Origin of the sequence: Amycolatopsis bullii (assembly GCF_014654205.1) — a bacterium.
GTDB classification, from domain to species: domain Bacteria; phylum Actinomycetota; class Actinomycetes; order Mycobacteriales; family Pseudonocardiaceae; genus Amycolatopsis; species Amycolatopsis plumensis.
Genome location: NZ_BNAW01000004.1, coordinates 328,472 through 347,368, shown reverse-complemented (window position 1 = coordinate 347,368; position 18,897 = coordinate 328,472). Strand labels below are relative to the sequence as shown.

The following is an 18,897-nucleotide window of genomic DNA, read 5'->3' as shown; positions in this document are numbered from 1 at the left end:
CATCGGCTTGAGTCTTCGTGGCTCTTGTCTAGTGGTGTGGATGGGTAGGGGAGCGTCCTGCATCCAGGGAAGCGGCGGCGGAAGCCAGTCGTGGAGGGTGTGGGAGTGAGAATGCAGGCATGAGTAGCGAATGCAGAGTGAGAAACTCTGCCGCCGGATGACCAAGGGTTCCTGGGCCAGGCTAATCCGCCCAGGGTAAGTCGGGACCTAAGGCGAGGCCGACAGGCGTAGTCGATGGACAACGGGTTGATATTCCCGTACCCGAGCATGTGCGCCCATGACGAGGCGTTTGATACTAACCACCCAAAGCCACGGTTTGAAGCCTTCGGGTGAATGACTGTGTGTGGAGCGTGGGACCTGATTTCGTAGTAGTCAAGCGATGGGGTGACGCAGGAAGGTAGCTCCGCCAGGCGATGGTTGTCCTGGTATAAGCGTGTAGGCCGAGTGGTAGGCAAATCCGCCACTCACGTAGGCTGAGACGTGATGTGTAGCCGTTTGAGGCGAAGTAGAGTGATCCTATGCTGCCGAGAAAAGCCTCTAGTGAGTGCATGCACGGCCCGTACCCCAAACCAACACAGGTGGTCAGGTAGAGAATACCAAGGCGATCGGGTGAACTGTGGTTAAGGAACTCGGCAAAATGCCCCCGTAACTTCGGGAGAAGGGGGGCCAAACATCCTGAAGCTTTTTACAGGCTAGGGGTGGGTGGCCGCAGAGACCAGCGGAAAGCGACTGTTTACTAAAAACACAGGTCCATGCGAAGTCGCAAGACGATGTATATGGACTGACGCCTGCCCGGTGCTGGAACGTTAAGAGGACCGGTTAGCCAGCAATGGCGAAGCTGAGAATTTAAGCGCCAGTAAACGGCGGTGGTAACTATAACCATCCTAAGGTAGCGAAATTCCTTGTCGGGTAAGTTCCGACCTGCACGAATGGCGTAACGACTTTCCGGCTGTCTCAACCACAGGCCCGGCGAAATTGCACTACGAGTAAAGATGCTCGTTACGCGCGGCAGGACGGAAAGACCCCGGGACCTTTACTATAGTTTGGTATTGGTTTTCGGTTCGGCTTGTGTAGGATAGGTGGGAGACTGTGAAGCTGCAACGCTAGTTGTGGTGGAGTCGTTGTTGAAATACCACTCTGGTCGAATTGGGAATCTGAACCTCGGGCCATGATCTGGTTCAGGGACAGTGCCTGATGGGTAGTTTAACTGGGGCGGTTGCCTCCTAAAGAGTAACGGAGGCGCCCAAAGGTTCCCTCAGCCTGGTTGGCAATCAGGTGTTGAGTGCAAGTGCACAAGGGAGCTTGACTGTGAGACAGACATGTCGAGCAGGGACGAAAGTCGGGACTAGTGATCCGGCACCTCCTGGTGGAAGGGGTGTCGCTCAACGGATAAAAGGTACCCCGGGGATAACAGGCTGATCTTGCCCAAGAGTCCATATCGACGGCATGGTTTGGCACCTCGATGTCGGCTCGTCGCATCCTGGGGCCGGAGTAGGTCCCAAGGGTTGGGCTGTTCGCCCATTAAAGCGGCACGCGAGCTGGGTTTAGAACGTCGTGAGACAGTTCGGTCCCTATCCGCCGCGCGCGTAGGATACTTGAGGAAGGCTGTCCCTAGTACGAGAGGACCGGGACGGACGAACCTCTGGTGTGCCAGTTGTTCTGCCAAGGGCATGGCTGGTTGGCCACGTTCGGAAGGGATAACCGCTGAAGGCATCTAAGCGGGAAGCCTGTTCCAAGATGAGGTATCCCACCCCTTGTGGGTTAAGGCCCCCAACAGACCATTGGGTTGATAGGCCAGAAATGGAAGCACAGTAATGTGTTGTCGAGTTGACTGGTACTAATAGGCCGAGGACTTGCCTACGAAGATGTTACGCATCCACTCTACGGTTCTGAAACACCACCTCAGGTGTGTTGTTTCAGAGATGTTTCGGTGGTTATAGCGTCAGGGAAACGCCCGGTCCCATTCCGAACCCGGAAGCTAAGCCTGACAGCGCCGATGGTACTGCAACCGAAGGGTTGTGGGAGAGTAGGACACCGCCGAACTTAACCAAGGAAAGGCCCCGGTCGAGAACCCACGGTTCTCCCGGGGCCTTCCGCTATTCCCGGGCCGGCCGCCGGAGCAGGTACGTGTCCATGATCCAGCCGCGCCGCTCCCGCGCCTCCGCCCGCACCTCACGGATGTGCGCCGCCAGCGCCGGGGTGAGCGGACCGGACAGCAGGATCTCGTCCGGCGTGCCGATGTAAGCGCCCCAGAAGATGTGCAGGCCCTCCGACGTGAAGCGGTCGAACGTCGTGTGGGCGTCCAGCAGCACGAACACGTCGTCGACGCCCTCCGGCCAGCCCGTCGCCAATCGGCGGCCAGTCGTCAGCTGGACCGCGCGGCCGATCTGGTTCATCGTCGTCCGGTGCCGGGCCACCAGCGCCGAGATGCTGCTGATGCCCGGGACGACCTCGTACTCGAACTCCACGTTCCCCCGGGCCAGCACCGCCTCGATCAGCGCGATCGTGCTGTCGTACAGCGACGGGTCGCCCCACACCAGGAAGGCGCCGGATTCGGCGGGTCCCAGTTCCGAGCGGATCAGGTCCTCGTACACGGCCACGCGGGCTGCGTGCCAGTCGGCGACCGCGGCCCGGTAGTCCGCCGCGGTCCGGTCGCGGGGCGCGTCCTCCGCCAGCACCACGCGGTAGCCCGGGCGCGTCACGAACCGGTCGAGGATCTCCTGCCGCAACCGGACCAGGTCGCTCTTCTCCGCCCCCTTGTCGAGCACGAAGAACACGTCGACGCGGTTGAGCCGGTCGATGGCCTGCACCGTCAGGTGCTCCGGGTCGCCGGCGCCGATCCCGATCGCGTAAATCTTCCGCATGCCGGGAGTGTGCCGGGGGCGATCGGTGAACCCCTACCCCCGATGGGTATAAAGGAAGAAGAGCGAAAGGAGCGGGAGATGGCCGAAGCGACCTACACCGTCGAGGGCATGACCTGCGGGCACTGCGCCACCTCGGTCCGCGAGGAGGTCTCCGAGATCGACGGCGTCCAAAGCGTGGACGTGGACGTCGAGAGCGGCCGCGTGACCGTGACCAGCGACGCGCCGCTGACCACTGACGCGGTCGCCGCCGCCGTCACCGAGGCCGGCTACCGCCTGGTCGCGTGAACTCCACCGAGGTGTCGGCCGCGGCCCGCGTCGAGCTCGCCATCGGCGGGATGACGTGCGCGTCCTGCGCGGCTCGCGTCGAGCGGAAGCTCAACAAGGTCGACGGCGTGACGGCGACGGTCAACTACGCCACCGAGAAAGCCCAGGTCAGCTACCCGAGCGGGCTGTCAGTCGACGACCTCAAGGCCGTCGTCGAAGCCGCCGGCTACTCGGCACGGCTGCCCGAGCCCGAGGCGCCGGATGACACACGCGAGCTGCGCAAACGTTTGCTGGTGTCTGCCTCGCTCACTGTCCCGCTGGTCGTCGTCGCGATGGTCCCCGCCTGGCAGTCCGCGGCCTGGCCGTGGGTGTCGCTCGTCCTCGCCGCCCCGGTCGTGACCTGGGGCGCGTGGCCGTTCCATCGCGCCGCCGCGGTCAACCTGCGGCACGCCACGGCCACGATGGACACGCTGATCTCACTCGGCGTCGTCGCTTCCGTGGCCTGGTCGCTGTACGCGCTCGTTTTCGGCGACGGCCACCACCACCTGTACTTCGAGGTGGCCGCCGCGGTCACCACGTTCATCCTGGCCGGCCGCCACTTCGAGACGCGGTCGAAGCGCCGGGCCGGCGCCGCCCTCCGCGCCCTCATGGACCTCGGGGCGAAGGACGTCACCGTGCTCCTCGACGGCGAAGAGCACCTCGTCCCGATCAAGGACTTGCAGGTCGGTGACGTCTTCGTGGCCCGGCCCGGCGAGAAGATCGCCACCGACGGCGTGGTCACCGAAGGCGGGTCGGCGGTCGACACCAGCATGCTGACCGGCGAGTCGGTCCCGGTCGAGGTCGGTCCGGGCGACGCGGTCACCGGTGCCACCGTCAACGTCGGCGGGCGGGTGCTCGTGCGCGCCACGCGCATCGGCGCGGACACCCGGCTGGCGCAGATGGCGCGGCTCGTCGAGTCGGCGCAAAACGGCAAGGCCGAGGTCCAGCGCCTGGCCGATCGGGTCTCGGCGGTGTTCGTCCCGGCGGTCGTCTTCGCCGCGCTGGCGACCCTCGTCGGCTGGCTGGCGACCGGCGGCTCGGCGGACGCGGCGTTCACCGCGGCCGTGGCCGTGCTGATCATCGCCTGCCCGTGCGCGCTCGGCCTCGCGACGCCGACGGCACTGCTCGTCGGCACCGGCCGCGGTGCGCAGCTGGGCATCCTGATCAAGGGGCCCGAGGTGCTCGAGTCGACCCGGCGCGTCGACACCGTCGTGCTCGACAAGACCGGCACCGTCACCACCGGCCGGATGACGCTCGTCGAGGGCGACGGCGAGGTGCTCCGGCTCGCGGGCGCCGTCGAGGCCGCTTCCGAACACCCGATCGGCCGCGCCATCGCCGACGCCGCCCGCGAGCGCTTCGGCGCATTGCCCGCCGTCACCGAATTCCGCAGCACGCCGGGTGTCGGCGTGGCAGGGGTGGTCGAAGGACGCGTCGTCAGCGTCGGGCGGGCGCCGGGTGGCGACGTGACCACGGTCGGGGTGACCTGGGACGGCGAGCTGCACGGGACGCTGGCCGTCGCCGACACGATCAAGCCGACGTCCGCGCAGGCCGTCGCCGAATTGCGGCAACTCGGCCTGGAGCCGATCCTGCTGACCGGTGACAACGCGGGCGTGGCGCGGGCGATCGCCGCCGAAGCCGGGATCGGCGAGATCGTCGCCGAGGTGCTGCCCGAGGGCAAGGTCGACGTCGTCAAGCGGCTGCAGGCGGAGGGCCGCGTGGTGGCGATGGTCGGTGACGGCGTCAACGACGCGGCCGCGCTCGCGCAGGCCGACCTGGGCCTGGCGATGGGCACGGGCGCCGACGCGGCCATCGAAGCCGGCGACCTGACGCTGGTGCGAGGAGACCTGCGGGCCGCGGCCGACGCGATCCGGCTGGCCCGCCGCACCCTCGCCACGATCAAGGGGAACCTGTTCTGGGCGTTCGCCTACAACGTGGCGGCGCTGCCGCTCGCGGCGCTCGGCCTGCTCGACCCGATGATCGCGGGGGCGGCGATGGCCTGCTCGTCGGCCTTCGTGGTGAGCAACAGCCTGCGGTTGCGCCGGTTCCGCTGACACCCCGGGAGGGTATAGTCGGGGTGAGGAATGCCGACGACGGGGACAGGTGGGCGATGACGGGTTACGGCACCGAGCGGGAAGCCTATCTGAAGCGCCTGCGCCGGATCGAGGGTCAGATCCGCGGGCTGCAGCGCATGGTCGAGCAGGACAAGTACTGCATCGACATCCTGACCCAGGTCTCCGCGGCGACGAAGGCGCTGCAGTCGTTCTCGCTCGAACTGCTCGACGAGCACCTGGCCACCTGCGTCGTCCAGGCGGCCGCGGCGGGCGGCGAGGAAGCCGATCTGAAGGTCCGGGAAGCTTCGGACGCCATCGCGCGGCTGGTGCGGTCCTAGCGGACCAGCACGGCCAGGGTGAGGCCGCCCGCGTTCGTCGTGAAGTGCACGATCACCGACGCGAGCACGCCCCGGCCGAGGTGGCGCCACCAGTGCAGGAAGATCCCGGCGACGCCCGCCGCGGCCATCGCCAGCACCTGCAGCACCACCACCGGCGTCGAGCCGAACACGGCGTGCACGGCGGCGTTGCGGCCGATGGCGAGGGCCGGCAGCGCGTGCCAGAGCCCGAACAGCGCGGCCGAGCACAGGATCGGCGGCCAGCGCCACCGGTCGTCGTCCGCGCCGAACAGACCGGGCAGCACACCGCGGAACGCGACCTCCTCGATCAGTACCGTGCCGAACAGGATCCGGCCGCAGGTCAGCCACAGCAGCTGCGCGAAATCGGGGTCGCCGACGCGGCCGTCCTGGTAGACCGTGCGCAGCGACGGCACGGCCAGCGCGATCCCGAAGACGACCGCCACCGAAGCCGCGCCGGCCAGGCCGGCGAGCGCGGGACGCCGGAGCCGGCTCAGCCCCAGGTCCGTCCACGAGCAGCCGGCTGCCCGGCCCAGCGCGACCAGCACGAGCGCCGCCACCAGCCCGCACACCGGGTACGCCCAGCCGGGCAGCACGCGGTTGGCCAGCGTGGTCGACGCGGCGAGCGTCATGACCGCGGCGACCAGCGCGAACACCCGCCGCGGGGGGAACGGCGCGGCTTCGGTCAAGGACCGGCTCCCGCGGTCCCGGTGAAGCCACCGTGGGGACTGCCGACCGTCACGACGTCCTGACCTGCGCCGATGCCGCGGCGCAGGTCAACCTACCGCGTCAGTGAGGTCGTCCGCCGGTGACCGGCGCTGGATCGGCACTCTTTTCGACATCGGCAGGGTGGCTTCCGGGTCGAACGACGCGGGACGGTCGTCGAGGGCGACGGCCGCGTCGGCCAGCAACGCCCGGCAGCCCGTCAGGCTCGCCTTGAGCTTGTCGCGGACCTCCGCGAGGGCCGTGACCTCGCGTTGCGCCGCCTCGACCAGGGATTCGCCGTGCTTGGTCGCGTCGGTGACCAGCTTCTCGGCCTTCTCCCGGGCCGCGGCCAGCTCGGTTTCCGCGGTCGTGACCAGGGTTTCGCCGTGTTGCCGCGCTTCGGCGACCAGCTGGTCGGCCTTCGCTCGGGCGGCCGCAGACTGCTCGGCCAGCTCGCGCATCGCGTCGGCGCGGCGCACCGTCATCGCGCGGGTGTGGTCCTCTTCCAGCTGGGCACGGCGGTGTGCCGCGGCCTCGTCGAGTTCCTTGCGACGCTGCTCGGCCGCGCGCAGGAGTTCCTCGTGCTCGGCGCGCTGCCGCTCGCGTTCGGCCTCCGCCTCGGCGACCAGCCGGCGTTCCTTCTCCGTGAGCCGGACGGCCTCCGCCTCGGCCTCCCGGCGGATCCGCTCCGCGGTTTCCGTTGCCGCCGCGGTGATTTCGGCCGCTTCCTCGCGGGTCAGCTCGATCATCCGGCGGGAGCGCTCCTGCAGGGCGTCCGCGGGGATCGGGGTCATGCTGATCCGGTCGATCTTGACACGCAGCTCGTGGTTCTCCTCGGCGAGCGCGGTCCCGCGGCGCCGCGCGGAGTCCCGCTCCGCGGTGAGTCTGCGGATCTCGGCCTCGGCCCACGCGACGTACTCCGCGACCTGGGCGCGGTGAAAACCGCGCCACGCCAGGTCGAATCCGGGCTGCGTGTTGGCCACGTCCTCGCCGCCGCCGGGGGCCATGCCTCACCTCCGAATTGGATGGTTTCTCCTGGGCCGCACGTTTTCCTTGCGGCACCGGGGATTTCCGTGTGCACCCCAGTGTGCCGCAAACCCGCCTCCGCGCGCTGCCCGGGCGGCCGATCATTCGTCGAGCGGTTCTCCGAGACCGGTGGACGTGCTCCGGACGGCGGGCAGCTCGGCCAGTTCGGCGGCCAGGTCGTAGAGATCACCGCGGCCGTCCAGGCGCAGCGTCACGACCGCGATCCGTTGCCCCTCTTCGGAAACGGATTCGTGGTCGACCTCGACGTGGTGCACCACCCACCCGCGCCCGGTGCACACGGCCAGCGCCGCGCGCAGCACGCCGTGGCCGTCGAGGTAGCTCAGCCGGACCACCGGTGGTTCCCGGCGGTGCCGGGCCACGAACCGCTGCAGCGGCGGGAAGCCCCGGGTCACCACGAAATGCCCGATCGTCGTGCCGGCCGCGAGCACCGGCAGCCCGGCCCCGCACGCCGTGCCGACCGCGGCGGTCAGCCAGATCGTCGCCGCCGTGGTCAGCCCGCGCACCGCGTCCCGGCGGACGAAGATCAGCCCGCCGCCGATGAAGCCGATGCCGGAAACGATCTGGGCGGCGATCCGCGACGGGTCGAGCGAGACGTGCTCGAAGCCGAGCAGATCGGCGAAGCCGTACTTCGACACCAGCATGAACACGGCCGAGCCGACGCCGACCAGGCTGTGCGTCCGCAGCCCGGCGGCCTTCATGCCGGCCTCGCGTTCGAGCCCGATGGCGACGCTCAGCACGAGTGCGAGCAGGACCGGCGGCAGCAGGCTCCACTGCGCCGGCGTGGACCACAGGGTGGGCAAGTTCGTGACCTCCAGGGTTTCCGGTGGCCGGCAAGCGGGGAGAACCGCGGCGCCGTCACCTGGGCATACTGGGCCGGACGCCCCCGATCGTGCCAGGCGAGGAGGACTCGTGACAGCGAGCCTGCCGGTTCCGGACTTCGTGGCCTACCGCGCCGTGCGCCGCGGCGTCCGCGACCTGCTCAGGGGACGGCCCGGCGCGTGGTTCCACCGGGTCCCGGCGTGTCCGGAGTGGACTGTCACGGACCTGCTCGGCCACCTCACGGCGATCGCCGGGCGGGTCCTGGCGCGCCACGGCGGCGGCCCGGTGTCGCCGGCCGGGGCCGTGGCGGTGCCGGAGCTGCTCGACCACTGGGACGACGTCGGCGAGGAGCTCGACCGGCGGCTCGAGGACGCGGGCGGGCGCAGTGGCGCGGTGATGGTGATGGACGCCTACACCCACGAGCTGGACCTGTGCGCGGCCCTCGGCGTCGCGCCGCCGGAGGACCACGCGGCCGAGGCGCCGAGCTTCGAAGTGCTGGTCAGCGGACTGTCCGGCTCGATCACGGCACGCCGGTTGCCGTCGCTGCGGCTGTGCACGACGTCGGGTGCGGAGTGGACGGCAGGTGATGGCCGTCCGGCGGCGACGGTGACCGCGCCCACCCACGACCTCTACCGCTCCCTGGCCGGACGACGGTCCCTTGCCCAGCTCGCGGCCCTGGCCTGGAGCACGGCGCCCGAGCCGTGGCTGCCCGCGTTCGGCTGGGGGCCGTTCGCGCCGCCCGCCCAGCCGGGTGTCTGACGGGCGGCGGGGGCTCAGCCGGACGGCGGGGTGACCGTCAGGAGGGCGGCCAGGGCCAGCACCACGATGCTGAGCAGCACCTCCACCACCACTGCCTGGCGCAGGCGGCGCAGGTCCGCCGTCACCGTCTTCGTCGCGCCTTCCGACGGTGCCGCCGGGGTCAGGCTCCGGCGCACCGCCCGGCGGGAGCGGCTCGCCACCGCCAGCAGCACCGCGAAGCCCGCGATCTTCAGCAGGACCAGCAGGCCGAACCGGGTCGTCCAGAGGGACGGCAGCGACGGCATGATGCGCAGCGCCAGCACGGCGCCGCTGAGCGCGATGGCCGTCACCGCTCCGCTCGCGATGCGGGAAAAGCGCGTCGCCACGGGAACCAGGTCCTCGTCGGCTGCCGGGCGGTGGAGGCACAGGGCCAGCTGGGTCAGGCCGCCCGCCCAGACGGCGATCGCGCCGAAGTGCACCAGGTCCGCCGAGACCGAGACGAACATGATCGGGTCGGTGACCGGGTGGCCGGTGGCCGAGAACGTCAGCAGCACGAGGAAGCCGGTCACCACGGCCAGGTTCTCGTAGCGGGAGCGCAGCCGCTCCGGCAGGTCCGGCCGCAGCAGCCGGGGCAGCAGGAGCGCCAGCACGGCCACCGCGGCCAGCCGGAGCAGCAGCAGCTTCCCGTAGGCGACGCGCAGGGTGTCCGCCAGCAGCCGGGTGTCGAACACCGCTTCGAGGTTCCGCCCGGCCGCGTACGGGCCCTGCAGCACGAACGCCGCGACGGTCGTCGCCGCGACGAGGCCGGCGCCCCAGCGCAGCAGCCGCCGGGCACGGGGGTCGGCGCGGGCCGCCGGACGGCACAGCACCACGAACGCCAGCCCGCCGAGCAGCACGACTCCGAGGTAGGCCAGCCAGCGCGCGCCCGTCGACACGGCGTCGACGGCCGCGTCGGTGCCGGTCGCCGCCGACACCGCGCCGGCCGACGTCACCAGCGGCCCGGTGCCCACCACGAACGCGAAGGTGCCGCGCACCGGGTGGGAGTCGGCCGAGACGAAGGCGTATTCGACCAGGTAGCTGCCGTCCGGCAGGCCCGGCTTCAGCCGCACCGCGAGCTGCTCGGCGACGTCGCCGGGCTGGAACACCGGCCCGGTGTCGGCCCGCGTGCCCGCGAGGTCGACGACCTTGATCGACCCGGGCTGGATCCCGAGGTTCTCCGAAAGGGTGACCGACACCAGGGGCGGCGCCGCGCTCAGGCGGGCGCCGTCCCCCGGGGCCGACGAGACGATCTCGACGTGGGCCGAAGCCGGAACGGCGCCGAGCACCAGCCAGCCGGTGAGGAAGGCCAGCAGGGCCAGCGCTCGCTTCACGACGCGGCGAGGGCGGCCTTCGGCAGCCCGCATACACAGCCGCTCAGCTCGTGCTCGGCGACCGAGGCACGCCGGTGCAGGACGACCGCGACGATCATCGGGATGGTGACGATCGTGTTGTAGAACAGGTGCAGCTCCACCCGCGGCACGAGCAGCTGGATGATGCTCGTGGGCACCTTCTGCCCGGCCAGCCGCCAGCCCGACTGCGCCTGGATGAACAGCAGCAGGTGCTCGATGTGGTGCCAGAACTGGATGGCGAGCGCGAGGTTCCACCACTGCCGCGACCGGCCGGCGAAGCCGTACCGCAGGATCCACAGGAACACCAGCATCACGAGCGCGTAGCCGTAGTGCAGCCACTCCTGCGAAATGAGCCACGGGAACGGCATCCCGAGCACTCCCCGCGCCCGCGAGGTGGGCCACCCGAGCCCGTAGATCTGCACGGCTTGGACGATGTGCTCGGCCCAGTGGGCCACCACGATCACCATGAACACGGCGAGGGCGCGGTTGTGGTACTTCCCGTTGAGCGTCCCCAGGAAGCCGGCCGGCCGAACGAACTCGGAGGTCGACATGCAAGTGCCCCTTCTCGAAGGACCGAATCTCGGCTTTCCGACGATAAACCTCCCGGCGGCCCGCTCCGTTACTCCGGATTGCCCATTTCGCCGGGTCGGCCGGCCGCACCCCGGGGCGGCTCAGTGCAGGGTGAGGCCGTCGGAGAGTTCCGGCTTCGGGGGGATCCGGAACAGCTTGGTGAACAGCTCCAGGTGCGCGAACGCGCCTTCGATCTTCACCCGGCCGGACGCCATCGCCTCGGCCGCGGTCAGGTTGCCGTTGACCAGGTCGATCAGCACCGGCCCCTGCGGCTCGATGACGATGTCCGCCGAGGGGTGGTCGCCGCTGCTCACCTTCAGCGTTCCGTCGTCGATCATGGCGTGGATGATCAGCGAGTCGCTGTGGCGCAGCACGTACGCCACGTGCACGCCGCGCGCGGCTTCCTCCTGGAACGTCGTGTAGAGCGAGAGGATGGCGGCGTCGGTGGTGAAGACGTCGTCGCCCTTCGGGTAGCCGAGCGAGCGCGCGCCCCACAGCCCGAGGTCCAGCAGGATGTGGTCCAGTTCGCTGCCGTACTCGGTGAGCTCGTAGACCAGGCCGGCGTCGAGCTGCGGCAGGACGCGGCGGCGGACGACGCCGCCCTGCTCCAGCTCGTTGAGCCGGGACGACAGGATGCTCGCCGGGATGCGGGGCAGGCCTCGCTGCAGGTCCGTGAAGCGCTTCGGGCCGAGGATCAGGTCGCGGATGACGAGCATGGACCACCGCTCGCCGATGATTTCGAGAGCACGCGCCAGGCCGCAGAACTGTCCGTAGGTGCGTGTGGTCGTCATACTCGGTCCTCACTGTGGGTCGCATCGGACGCTCGGGATCCAGGTTGACGACCCGCTCGGCCGCCGGGCCAGTGCGGTGTGCATGCCTTCGCTGTGGATTCCACGGGAAGTGCCGTGTGTTTCGCATCCCGGGCAGGTGTGCCGCGCACTGGCCGCAGGTCCGCCGCCGGAGAAGAATCCGGTTTCTCGGATTGTGCGCACCGGCGGCAGGGAGTTGAAATGAGCGGATCGGCCGTGCAGCCCGCCTTCCACCCGTCGACGTCGCACGCGCGCGGCCGCGTGCTCGGCTTCAAACGGCACCTGCGCGCCGAGGTCAGCAACGGCAACGGCGCCTACCTGTTCTCCGAACGCGGGGTCATCGCGATGCGGGGCGCCCGCATCGAATCGCTCGCGCCGCTGCTGGACGGGACGTGGGAACTGGCCGACGTGCTCGGTGCGCGGCCGGACGGGATGGCGCCCGAGGAGGTCGCGGCGCTGGTTGCCCAGCTCGTCGAGGCGGGCCTGGTGGCCGTGCGCGAGGCGGCCGGGCCCGGGGCCGACGAACGGGAGCTCGCCTACTGGGACGCGTGCGGCATCGACGCCGGCGAGGTCGCGGCCGGCGACACCCGCGGTAGCGTCCGGCTGATCGCGGTCGGCGAGGACGTCGACACGCGGCCCGTCGAGCAGGCGCTGGCGGGCGCGGCCCTCGACGTCGTCGGCGGGACCGGCGAGCCCGACCTGAGCGTGGTGCTGTGCACCGACTACCTCGACCCGCGGCTGGGCGAGGTCGACGCCGAGCACCGCCGCACCGGACGGCCGTGGCTGCTGGCGCGCCCGTTCGGCGCCCAGGTCTGGATCGGGCCGGTGCTGCGGCCGCACGAGTCGGCGTGCTGGCTGTGCCTGACCAACCGGCTGTGGGCCCACCGGCACGCCGAAGCGTGCGCCCAGGAGGTCCTCGGTCACGTCGGCCCCGCGCGCCACCCCGCCGCCGCGCTGCCGCCGCTCACCGCGGCGGCGGCCCACCTGGTGGCGCTGGAGGCCAGCAAGTGGCTGGCCGGCTACCGCCACCGCGGCCAGGAGAGCGTCTGGGTGCTCGACACCCTCAGCCTGCAGGGCGAGCTGCACGAGCTGCGCCGCCGCCCGCAGTGCCCCGGCTGCGGGGACGCCACGCTCGTGACCCAGCGGTCCGCCCGGCCGATCGAGCTGCGGGAGGCCCGGAAGGCCACCTCGGCCGGCGGGGGGCACCGCACCGCGACGCCGGCCCAGATGCTCGAGCGGTACCGGCACCTCGTCAGCCCGGTCACCGGGATCGTGAAGGCGATCCGGCCCGACCCGGCGGCGCCGCCGTTCGTCAACGCCTACCGGTCGGGGACGAACGTCGCCCGCGCCCTCACCGGCGTCGTCGGGCTGCAGGCCGGGCTGCGCGGGGAGAACGGCGGCAAGGGCGTCAGTCCCCTCGACGCCGAGGTCGGCGCGCTCTGCGAAGCGGCGGAGCGCTTCTCCGGCAACTTCCAGGGTGACGAACTGCGGATCCGGGCCTCGTTCGACGACCTCGGCGCGGAGGCGGTCCACCCCAACGACTGCATGCTGTTCGCCGAGCGGCAGTACCGGGAGCGCGCGGCCTGGAACGCGGCGCACGGACTGTTCCAGCACGTCGGCGCGCCCTTCGACACCTCGGCCGTGATCGACTGGACCCCGGTGTGGACGCTGGCGGGCCGGCGCCGCCTCCTGCCGACCGGGTTCCTGTACTACGGCGCGCCCATCGGCTGCGGGATCCGCGGCCTGCGCCCGGACTCCAACGGCGCGGCGGCCGGCAGCAGCCTCGAGGACGCCATCCTGCAAGGCACCCTGGAGCTCGTCGAACGGGACGCCGTCGCGTTGTGGTGGTACAACCGGACGCCGGTGCCGGGGGTGGATCTCGCGTCCTTCGGCGACCCGTGGCTGGAGGAGATGATCGGCGGCTACGCGGGCATCGGCCGCGAGCTGTGGGCGCTCGACGTGACGTCGGACCTCGGCGTCCCGGTGGTCGTGGCGCTCTCGCGGCGCACCGACGGGCCGCACGAGCACGTCATCTTCGGCTTCGGGGCCCACCTCGACCCGCGGATCGCCCTCCGCCGCGCGGTCACCGAGCTGAACCAGATGATCCCCGACGTGCTCCACTTCGGACACGAGCTCGACGACCCGGACGCGGCCCGCTGGCTCCGGTACGCGACGGTCGCCAACCAGCCGTACCTCCGGCCCGCCGCGGGTGTGCGGATGCGCGTCCCGGCGGACTTCCGGTTCGTCCACCGCCCGGACGTGCGCGACGACGTGGTGGCGCTGGGCCGGACGCTGGCGGCGGCCGGCACGGAACTGCTCGTGCTCGACCAGACCCGGCCCGACGTGGGGATCCCGGTGGTCAAGGTGCTCGCGCCGGAGCTGCGGCCGTTCTGGGCCCGCTACGCGCCCGGACGACTGTTCGATGTTCCGGTGCGGCTGGGCAGGCTCGCCGAGCCGACGCCGTACGAGCGGCTCAATCCGTTCCCCATCTTCCTCTAGCACCCTGGAGTGTCCCGGAAGAGCACTTCACCCCTCGCGTAGGAGCACCCGTTGACCCCCGACAGCCCGGAGGGACGCGCCGAAACGATCCGGTTGCTGTCCCTGACCGAGGACACCCTGCTCGAAGCCGCGGACGACGGGACGCTCGTCGCCGTCACGTGGTGGGGGGAGTACGAGTTCCCCGGCACGCCCGAGGAAGTCCGCGCGTCGCTCGACCGGATGGCGCTCGGCCCGGTGACCATGGCCAACCTGGCCGTGGACGGCCAGGACGAGTCGCGGGTGTCGCTGCGGAAGGTGCTCACCCGGCTCTCCGGTTCGGTGGTGCACTCCCTCGCGCTCAACGACGGCCAGGGGCCGCTGCTGTCGGCGATCCCGGTGACGCAGAACCCCGCGTTCCCGGTCGGCCCGCTGCCGGCGGCGCGGCGCGTCCGGCTCTCGCGGTTCACCTCGCTGCGCGCCGACGGTGGCACGCTGCTCGCCGAGTCGGCGGGAGCGCGGTACAAGGTCGCCTTGTCCAGCTCGCCCGCCGTGGTGATCGCGTCGTCGCTGGCCGCGCCGAGAACGGTCGACGAGCTGGCCGGGACGGCCGGGGTGCCCTCGGCCGTCGTGGCCGACGTCCTGTCCTTCCTGGTCGCCGCCGGGGTGGTACTGCTCGCCCGGCCCGACGGCGGGTTCGCCGAGTCCGGCGGGCCCGACCTCAGTGTCTGGTCGCCGGGCGACCTGCTGTTCCACACCCGCAGCCGAACCTGGCAGAAGGGGGCGGCGCCGGATCCGGACGCGGCTCGCGAGATGCGCGAGCCGCCCGTGGTCAAGCAGGTCACCGCGGGGCCGACGTTCCCGCTGTACCGGCCGGACCCGGCCGTGCTGGCGGCCAGGGACCCGACGCTGACCAGCCTGCTTGAGCGCGACCACATCGGCCCGGAGCTCAGCGAGCGCGCCCTGCCGGCGCGGCAGATCGGCGAGTTCCTGTTCCGGGCGGCCCGGGTCCGCTCGGTCGGCCCGGCGCACCTGCCCGGCGGCCCGGCGCACGAGGCGTCGCAACGGCCGTACTTCAGCGTCGCCTGCCTGTACGAGCTCGAGATCTACGTCGGCATCAACCGCTGCGACGACCTGACCCGCGGGATCTACCACTACGACCCGCTGTGGCACACGCTCACCCTGATCAACGACGACCTCCCGGTCCTGGACAGCCTGCTGGACATGGCGATGGTCGCCGCGGGCGGCCACGCCCGGCCGTCGGTCCTGCTGACGATGACGGCCCGCATGTCGCGGATCGCCTGGGTCCTCGGCGGGGCGGCGTACGCCACGACCCTGCTCCACGTCGGGGCGCTGCAGCAGGTGTTCTCCCTCGCCGCGAAGGCCATGGGGCTGACCGCGCACGCCGTGCCCGTGGACGCCGGCGACCGCGTCGACCGGGCGCTGAAGCTGAGGTGGCCCGCCGAGGTCAGCGTCGGCGAATGTGTCCTGAACTTGCCCGGGTGAGCCTGCGGCGGGAACGCCCGGATCGCGGTTCCGGCTGTTAGATTTGCCGGGCGGACGTCTGGGGAGATTCCGCGAGGGGGCAACTGGGGTACTGGGGAGGCGCAGCGGTGGTTTCGGCAGCGAAACCGGCCGGTCCGGCCGGGCCCGGAAAGCGCCGGGTCCGTCGTGGCTTCGTCCCGCGGGCGGGACCCGCGCGGCCCGGGGCCGTGGACGGTCCGGCGGGCCGCCCGTTCCCGCCGCGGCCGGGCCGGTTCGCGCACGCCGGCGGCTGCGTCGCCATCGGGCTGCTCTGTCTCCTCACCGCGCTGCAGGAGGCGGTGGTCCTGGCCGCCTGCGGGTGCGGCGGGACGCTGGTCCTGGTCCACCTGGCCGCGTTCGGGCGCGGGCGGACCCAGTTCCGTGGCACCGCGCTGGCGCTGCAGGCCTTGCTGGGCCTGGCCCCGGTGCTGGAGTTCGGCGCGGCATGGGCCGTGTTCAGCTGTTTCTTCCTGGGCAGCCTGCCGCTGGTGGCCCGGCCGCGCGTCGCCGTCCCGGTGCTGGTGCTCGTGACGGCCGGGGCCGGGGCACTGGCCGTGCGGGCCGCCGGGCCGGCGGCCGTCGCGGACGGCCTGCGAGCCGCGTTGCTCACCGCGGTGACGGCCTTCGCGGTTTTCGGGCTGGCGTGGCTCGCCGGGGCGGCCGCCCCGGACGAGGACGGCAGGCGGGAGTTCGCCGCCCAGGTGGCCGCCCAGGTGGTCGCCGAGGAACGCCGCCGGTTCTCCCGGGACACCCACGACCTGCTCGGCCTGAGCCTCTCGGCGATCACGCTCAGGGCGGAGCTGATCCGGCGCCTGGTCGACGACCGCCCGCAGGCCGCGCAGGCCGAGCTGGCCGAACTGCTCACGATCTCCCGCAAGGCGCTGGCGGACGTCCGGGCGATCGCGGCGGGGTCCCGGGAGATGTCGCTGGCGGAGGAGTGCCGGTCCGCCGCCTCGGTGCTGCGGGCGGCGGGCATCACGGTCGGCTTCGACGGGCAGCTGCCCGCCGACCTGCCGTCGCCGGTGGCGACGACCTTGGCGGCGGTCCTGCGCGAGAGCGTCACGAACGTCATCCGGCACAGCAAGGCCGCCTGGTGCGACTTCTCGGTCGTGGCGGTGGCGGGCGCGGTGCGGCTGCAGGTGGCCAACGACGGGGTCCCGCCCGCCGGCGAAGACCCGCCCGCGGGCGAGAGCCGCGGCTCCGGGCTGCGGAACCTCGCCTACCGCGTGGAAGCCCTCGGCGGCGAGCTGTCGGTGGGGGTGCGGCCGGACGGGACGCACCGGCTGTGCGCGGTCGTCCCGCTGCGGGCACCGGCCTGGTGAACGGCGTCCGGAGCCGTTACAGCCATTCGGCTTCGGTGGCGATCCGGATCGCGTGGACCCGGTTGCGCGCGTTCAGCTTCGTCACGGACGCGGCCAGGTAGTTGCGGACCGTTCCGGGCGACAGGAACAGGTCCGCGGCGATGTCGGCCACGTTGCGGCCGCGGGCGGCCAGCGAAAGGATCTCCAGCTCACGGGGGGTGAGCGGGCAGTCGTCGGCTTCCCAGGCGGACAGGGCGAGCTCGCTGTCGATGACGCGGCGGCCGACGGCCACCGAGCGGACCGCGTTCGCCAGCTTGTCCGAAGGCGCGTCCTTCAGCAGGAAGCCGTTCACCTTGGCGTCCAGGGCGCGGCGGACGGTGCCCGGCCGGCCGAGGCTGGTGAGGATCAGGGTGTGGCATTCCGGCAGGCTTTCGTGGATCTCGGTGGCCGCCGTCAGACCGTCCTTCCCCGGCAGATCGATGTCGATGACGGCGACGTCCGGATGGGCCGCCTTCGCCGCGGGGAGGATCTCGTCGCCGGAATCGACTTCCGCGACCACTTCGATGTCGGATTCGAGGTTGAGCAAGGCGACAAGCGCGCCGCGGACCATATCCATGTCCTCGGCCAGCAAAACTCTGATCACGGTGTGACCTCACTTCCCCCAGCGGGACGTCTCCCCGTGAGAATGGTACGCCACCGGATCCCGCCGGAAGGCAATTTCCGCCGCCCGGAATGCCGGCGATCGGCGCCGTCCCCACGACGCGCGATCGCCGGCCGGAAGCCCGGCGTGACCGCCTTCCCGGTTCGGCGGACGCGGTCAGACCGCCACGGGCCGCCGGACGGCCGACGGCCGCAGGTCCGGCAGCGCCAGCAGCACCGGCGGGTCGAAGCTGTGGCGCGGCCGCAGCCGTACGTCGGCCAGCACGGCGGTGACCCCGCGGTGCACCGGCACCGGGCCGGCGAGCCCGGTGTAGGGCCGTGGCCCGCGGTCGTCGTCGTAGCCGGCGGCGAAGGTGTGGGCGATGACGTACCAGGCGCCGGGCGGCACGTCGGCCAGCGCGTACGGTCCCGGCCCGGACAGGATCGCGTACCGCGCGGGACGGCCTTCGGTGATCTTCGCCGGGAACAAGCCGACGAATACGGTGCCGGCGGTCCCGTACGGGCAGCGGACGTTCCCGCGCAGCGTGCTGCCCGAGGGGGCCTGGTCAGCGCGTTCGGGGATCCGCGGCGGCAGGCCCCTGGTCTGCCGGTAGCCGCTCGGCGACAGCCCCACGCTGCCGCTGAAGCGGGCGCTGAAGGTGCCGACGCTGCTGTAGCCGACCTGGTGGCTGATGTCGGCCACGGAGATGCTCGTCGTCGCGAGCAGCCGTTTGGCCTCGGCCAGCCGCAGCGCCGACAGGAACCGGCCGGGGGAAAGCCCGGTCGCCCGCAGGAACACACGGGTGAAGTGGAACTTGCTGAACAGGGCGGCCCGGGCGAGGTCGTCGACGGTGAGCCGGTCGCCCAGGTGGTCCCGCATGGTCGTGATGGCGCGCGCCATGGCCTGTCGTACGACCTCGTCCATGGTGGCCCTCCTCCCCTCGCCTGGCGTCGGTGGCCGCGTTCCCCTGTGAAACGCGTGGCCGCTGGCGGAATGCTTGTCGACAGGAACTCTAGGTCGGACGCTGTCTACTTCTTAAGTGCTCAGTGCACCATTCCGGATGGGTTTCGCACGGGCCGGACATGCGTTTTGCATATGGCCCGCCTACCGCGGTTTCCGGCGGCCCCGGCCGGGTATGTCCTCCGATGGATGGCCGTGCATTCCCGTCGCGTATCGCGGCGGCGCGAACGCGAAAAGTGAGCGAAACGGCGTTATCCAATCGTTTGCTGCCCTCTGATACTCCATTCGGGGCAGTCGCCGCACTGCACGGAGCAGGCATAAAACACATATGCCCGGTGATGTGGGCACTG

At 71.1% G+C, this 18,897-nt stretch carries 16 protein-coding genes and 2 rRNA genes; 9 read left to right on the top strand and 9 right to left on the bottom strand.

What is annotated here, in order from left to right; genetic code table 11:
* Positions 1-1,861: ribosomal RNA gene (locus IE317_RS08335) — 23S ribosomal RNA — on the top strand; the annotation flags it as partial.
* A 65-nt stretch (positions 1,862-1,926) separates the two neighbouring features.
* Positions 1,927-2,043 (top strand): 5S ribosomal RNA (rrf, locus tag IE317_RS08330).
* A 53-nt stretch (positions 2,044-2,096) separates the two neighbouring features.
* Here the strand turns inward: rrf and cobF are convergent.
* Positions 2,097-2,864 (bottom strand): precorrin-6A synthase (deacetylating), encoded by a 768-nt coding sequence (cobF, locus tag IE317_RS08325; RefSeq protein ID WP_191307864.1) that lies wholly within the window; start codon positions 2,862-2,864, stop codon positions 2,097-2,099.
* A gap of 78 nt (positions 2,865-2,942) precedes the next feature.
* On the opposite strand from cobF, the gene IE317_RS08320 reads away from it, so the two are divergent.
* The 3 genes from IE317_RS08320 to IE317_RS08310 are packed head-to-tail and all read left to right on the top strand — an operon-like array spanning position 2,943 to position 5,556.
* Positions 2,943-3,149, top strand: a complete 207-nt coding sequence (locus IE317_RS08320; protein WP_191307862.1) for a heavy-metal-associated domain-containing protein — start codon at positions 2,943-2,945, stop codon at positions 3,147-3,149.
* A complete protein-coding gene (locus tag IE317_RS08315) occupies positions 3,146-5,218 on the top strand; it encodes a heavy metal translocating P-type ATPase (RefSeq protein ID WP_191307860.1) in 2,073 nt (690 codons plus the stop codon). Before IE317_RS08320 ends, IE317_RS08315 begins: the two co-directional genes overlap by 4 nt.
* Positions 5,219-5,274: 56 nt before the next feature.
* A complete protein-coding gene (locus IE317_RS08310) occupies positions 5,275-5,556 on the top strand; it encodes a metal-sensitive transcriptional regulator (RefSeq protein ID WP_086678475.1) in 282 nt (93 codons plus the stop codon).
* Here IE317_RS08310 and IE317_RS08305 read toward each other — a convergent pair.
* The 3 genes from IE317_RS08305 to IE317_RS08295 form a co-directional block, all read right to left on the bottom strand.
* Complete coding sequence (locus IE317_RS08305) at positions 5,553-6,203, bottom strand: CPBP family intramembrane glutamic endopeptidase (RefSeq protein WP_229902553.1); 651 nt, start codon at positions 6,201-6,203, stop codon at positions 5,553-5,555. The genes IE317_RS08310 and IE317_RS08305 overlap by 4 nt on opposite strands.
* 144 nt (positions 6,204-6,347) lie before the next feature.
* Positions 6,348-7,283, bottom strand: a complete 936-nt coding sequence (locus tag IE317_RS08300) for a M protein (protein WP_191307857.1) — start codon at positions 7,281-7,283, stop codon at positions 6,348-6,350.
* Positions 7,284-7,403: 120 nt separating this feature from the next.
* On the bottom strand, positions 7,404-8,123 hold the full coding sequence (locus IE317_RS08295; RefSeq protein WP_191307855.1) for an MgtC/SapB family protein: 720 nt from the start codon (positions 8,121-8,123) through the stop codon (positions 7,404-7,406).
* A gap of 109 nt (positions 8,124-8,232) precedes the next feature.
* Here IE317_RS08295 and IE317_RS08290 point away from each other — a divergent pair, with 109 nt between their 5' ends.
* Entirely contained in the window at positions 8,233-8,901 is a 669-nt protein-coding gene (locus IE317_RS08290) for a maleylpyruvate isomerase family mycothiol-dependent enzyme (protein ID WP_191307854.1), read from the top strand.
* Between the two features lie 14 nt (positions 8,902-8,915).
* Here the strand turns inward: IE317_RS08290 and IE317_RS08285 are convergent, their stop codons facing one another.
* From IE317_RS08285 to IE317_RS08275, 3 genes are all read right to left on the bottom strand, one after another.
* Positions 8,916-10,283, bottom strand: a complete 1,368-nt coding sequence (locus IE317_RS08285) for a copper resistance CopC/CopD family protein (RefSeq protein WP_229902544.1) — start codon at positions 10,281-10,283, stop codon at positions 8,916-8,918.
* Entirely contained in the window at positions 10,247-10,819 is a 573-nt protein-coding gene (locus IE317_RS08280; RefSeq protein WP_191307850.1) for a hypothetical protein, read from the bottom strand. Before IE317_RS08280 ends, IE317_RS08285 begins: the two co-directional genes overlap by 37 nt.
* A gap of 120 nt (positions 10,820-10,939) precedes the next feature.
* Positions 10,940-11,629 carry a winged helix-turn-helix transcriptional regulator gene (locus tag IE317_RS08275; protein WP_191307849.1) on the bottom strand — a complete coding sequence of 230 codons (690 nt, stop codon included), beginning with the start codon at positions 11,627-11,629 and terminating at the stop codon, positions 10,940-10,942.
* A gap of 219 nt (positions 11,630-11,848) precedes the next feature.
* On the opposite strand from IE317_RS08275, the gene IE317_RS08270 reads away from it, so the two are divergent.
* From IE317_RS08270 to IE317_RS08260, 3 genes are all read left to right on the top strand, one after another.
* A complete protein-coding gene (locus tag IE317_RS08270; protein ID WP_191307847.1) occupies positions 11,849-14,146 on the top strand; it encodes a TOMM precursor leader peptide-binding protein in 2,298 nt (765 codons plus the stop codon).
* 51 nt (positions 14,147-14,197) lie between these two features.
* A complete protein-coding gene (locus tag IE317_RS08265; RefSeq protein ID WP_191307846.1) occupies positions 14,198-15,628 on the top strand; it encodes a SagB/ThcOx family dehydrogenase in 1,431 nt (476 codons plus the stop codon).
* 107 nt (positions 15,629-15,735) lie between these two features.
* Positions 15,736-16,968, top strand: coding sequence for a sensor histidine kinase (locus IE317_RS08260; RefSeq protein WP_191307844.1), 1,233 nt, complete (start codon positions 15,736-15,738; stop codon positions 16,966-16,968).
* 16 nt (positions 16,969-16,984) lie between these two features.
* Here the strand turns inward: IE317_RS08260 and IE317_RS08255 are convergent, their stop codons facing one another.
* Together IE317_RS08255 and IE317_RS08250 are read right to left on the bottom strand one after the other, a co-directional pair.
* Positions 16,985-17,590 carry a response regulator transcription factor gene (locus IE317_RS08255; protein WP_191307843.1) on the bottom strand — a complete coding sequence of 202 codons (606 nt, stop codon included), beginning with the start codon at positions 17,588-17,590 and terminating at the stop codon, positions 16,985-16,987.
* Between the two features lie 174 nt (positions 17,591-17,764).
* Positions 17,765-18,511, bottom strand: a complete 747-nt coding sequence (locus tag IE317_RS08250; RefSeq protein WP_191307841.1) for a helix-turn-helix domain-containing protein — start codon at positions 18,509-18,511, stop codon at positions 17,765-17,767.
* Between the last annotated feature and the right edge of the window lie 386 nt (positions 18,512-18,897).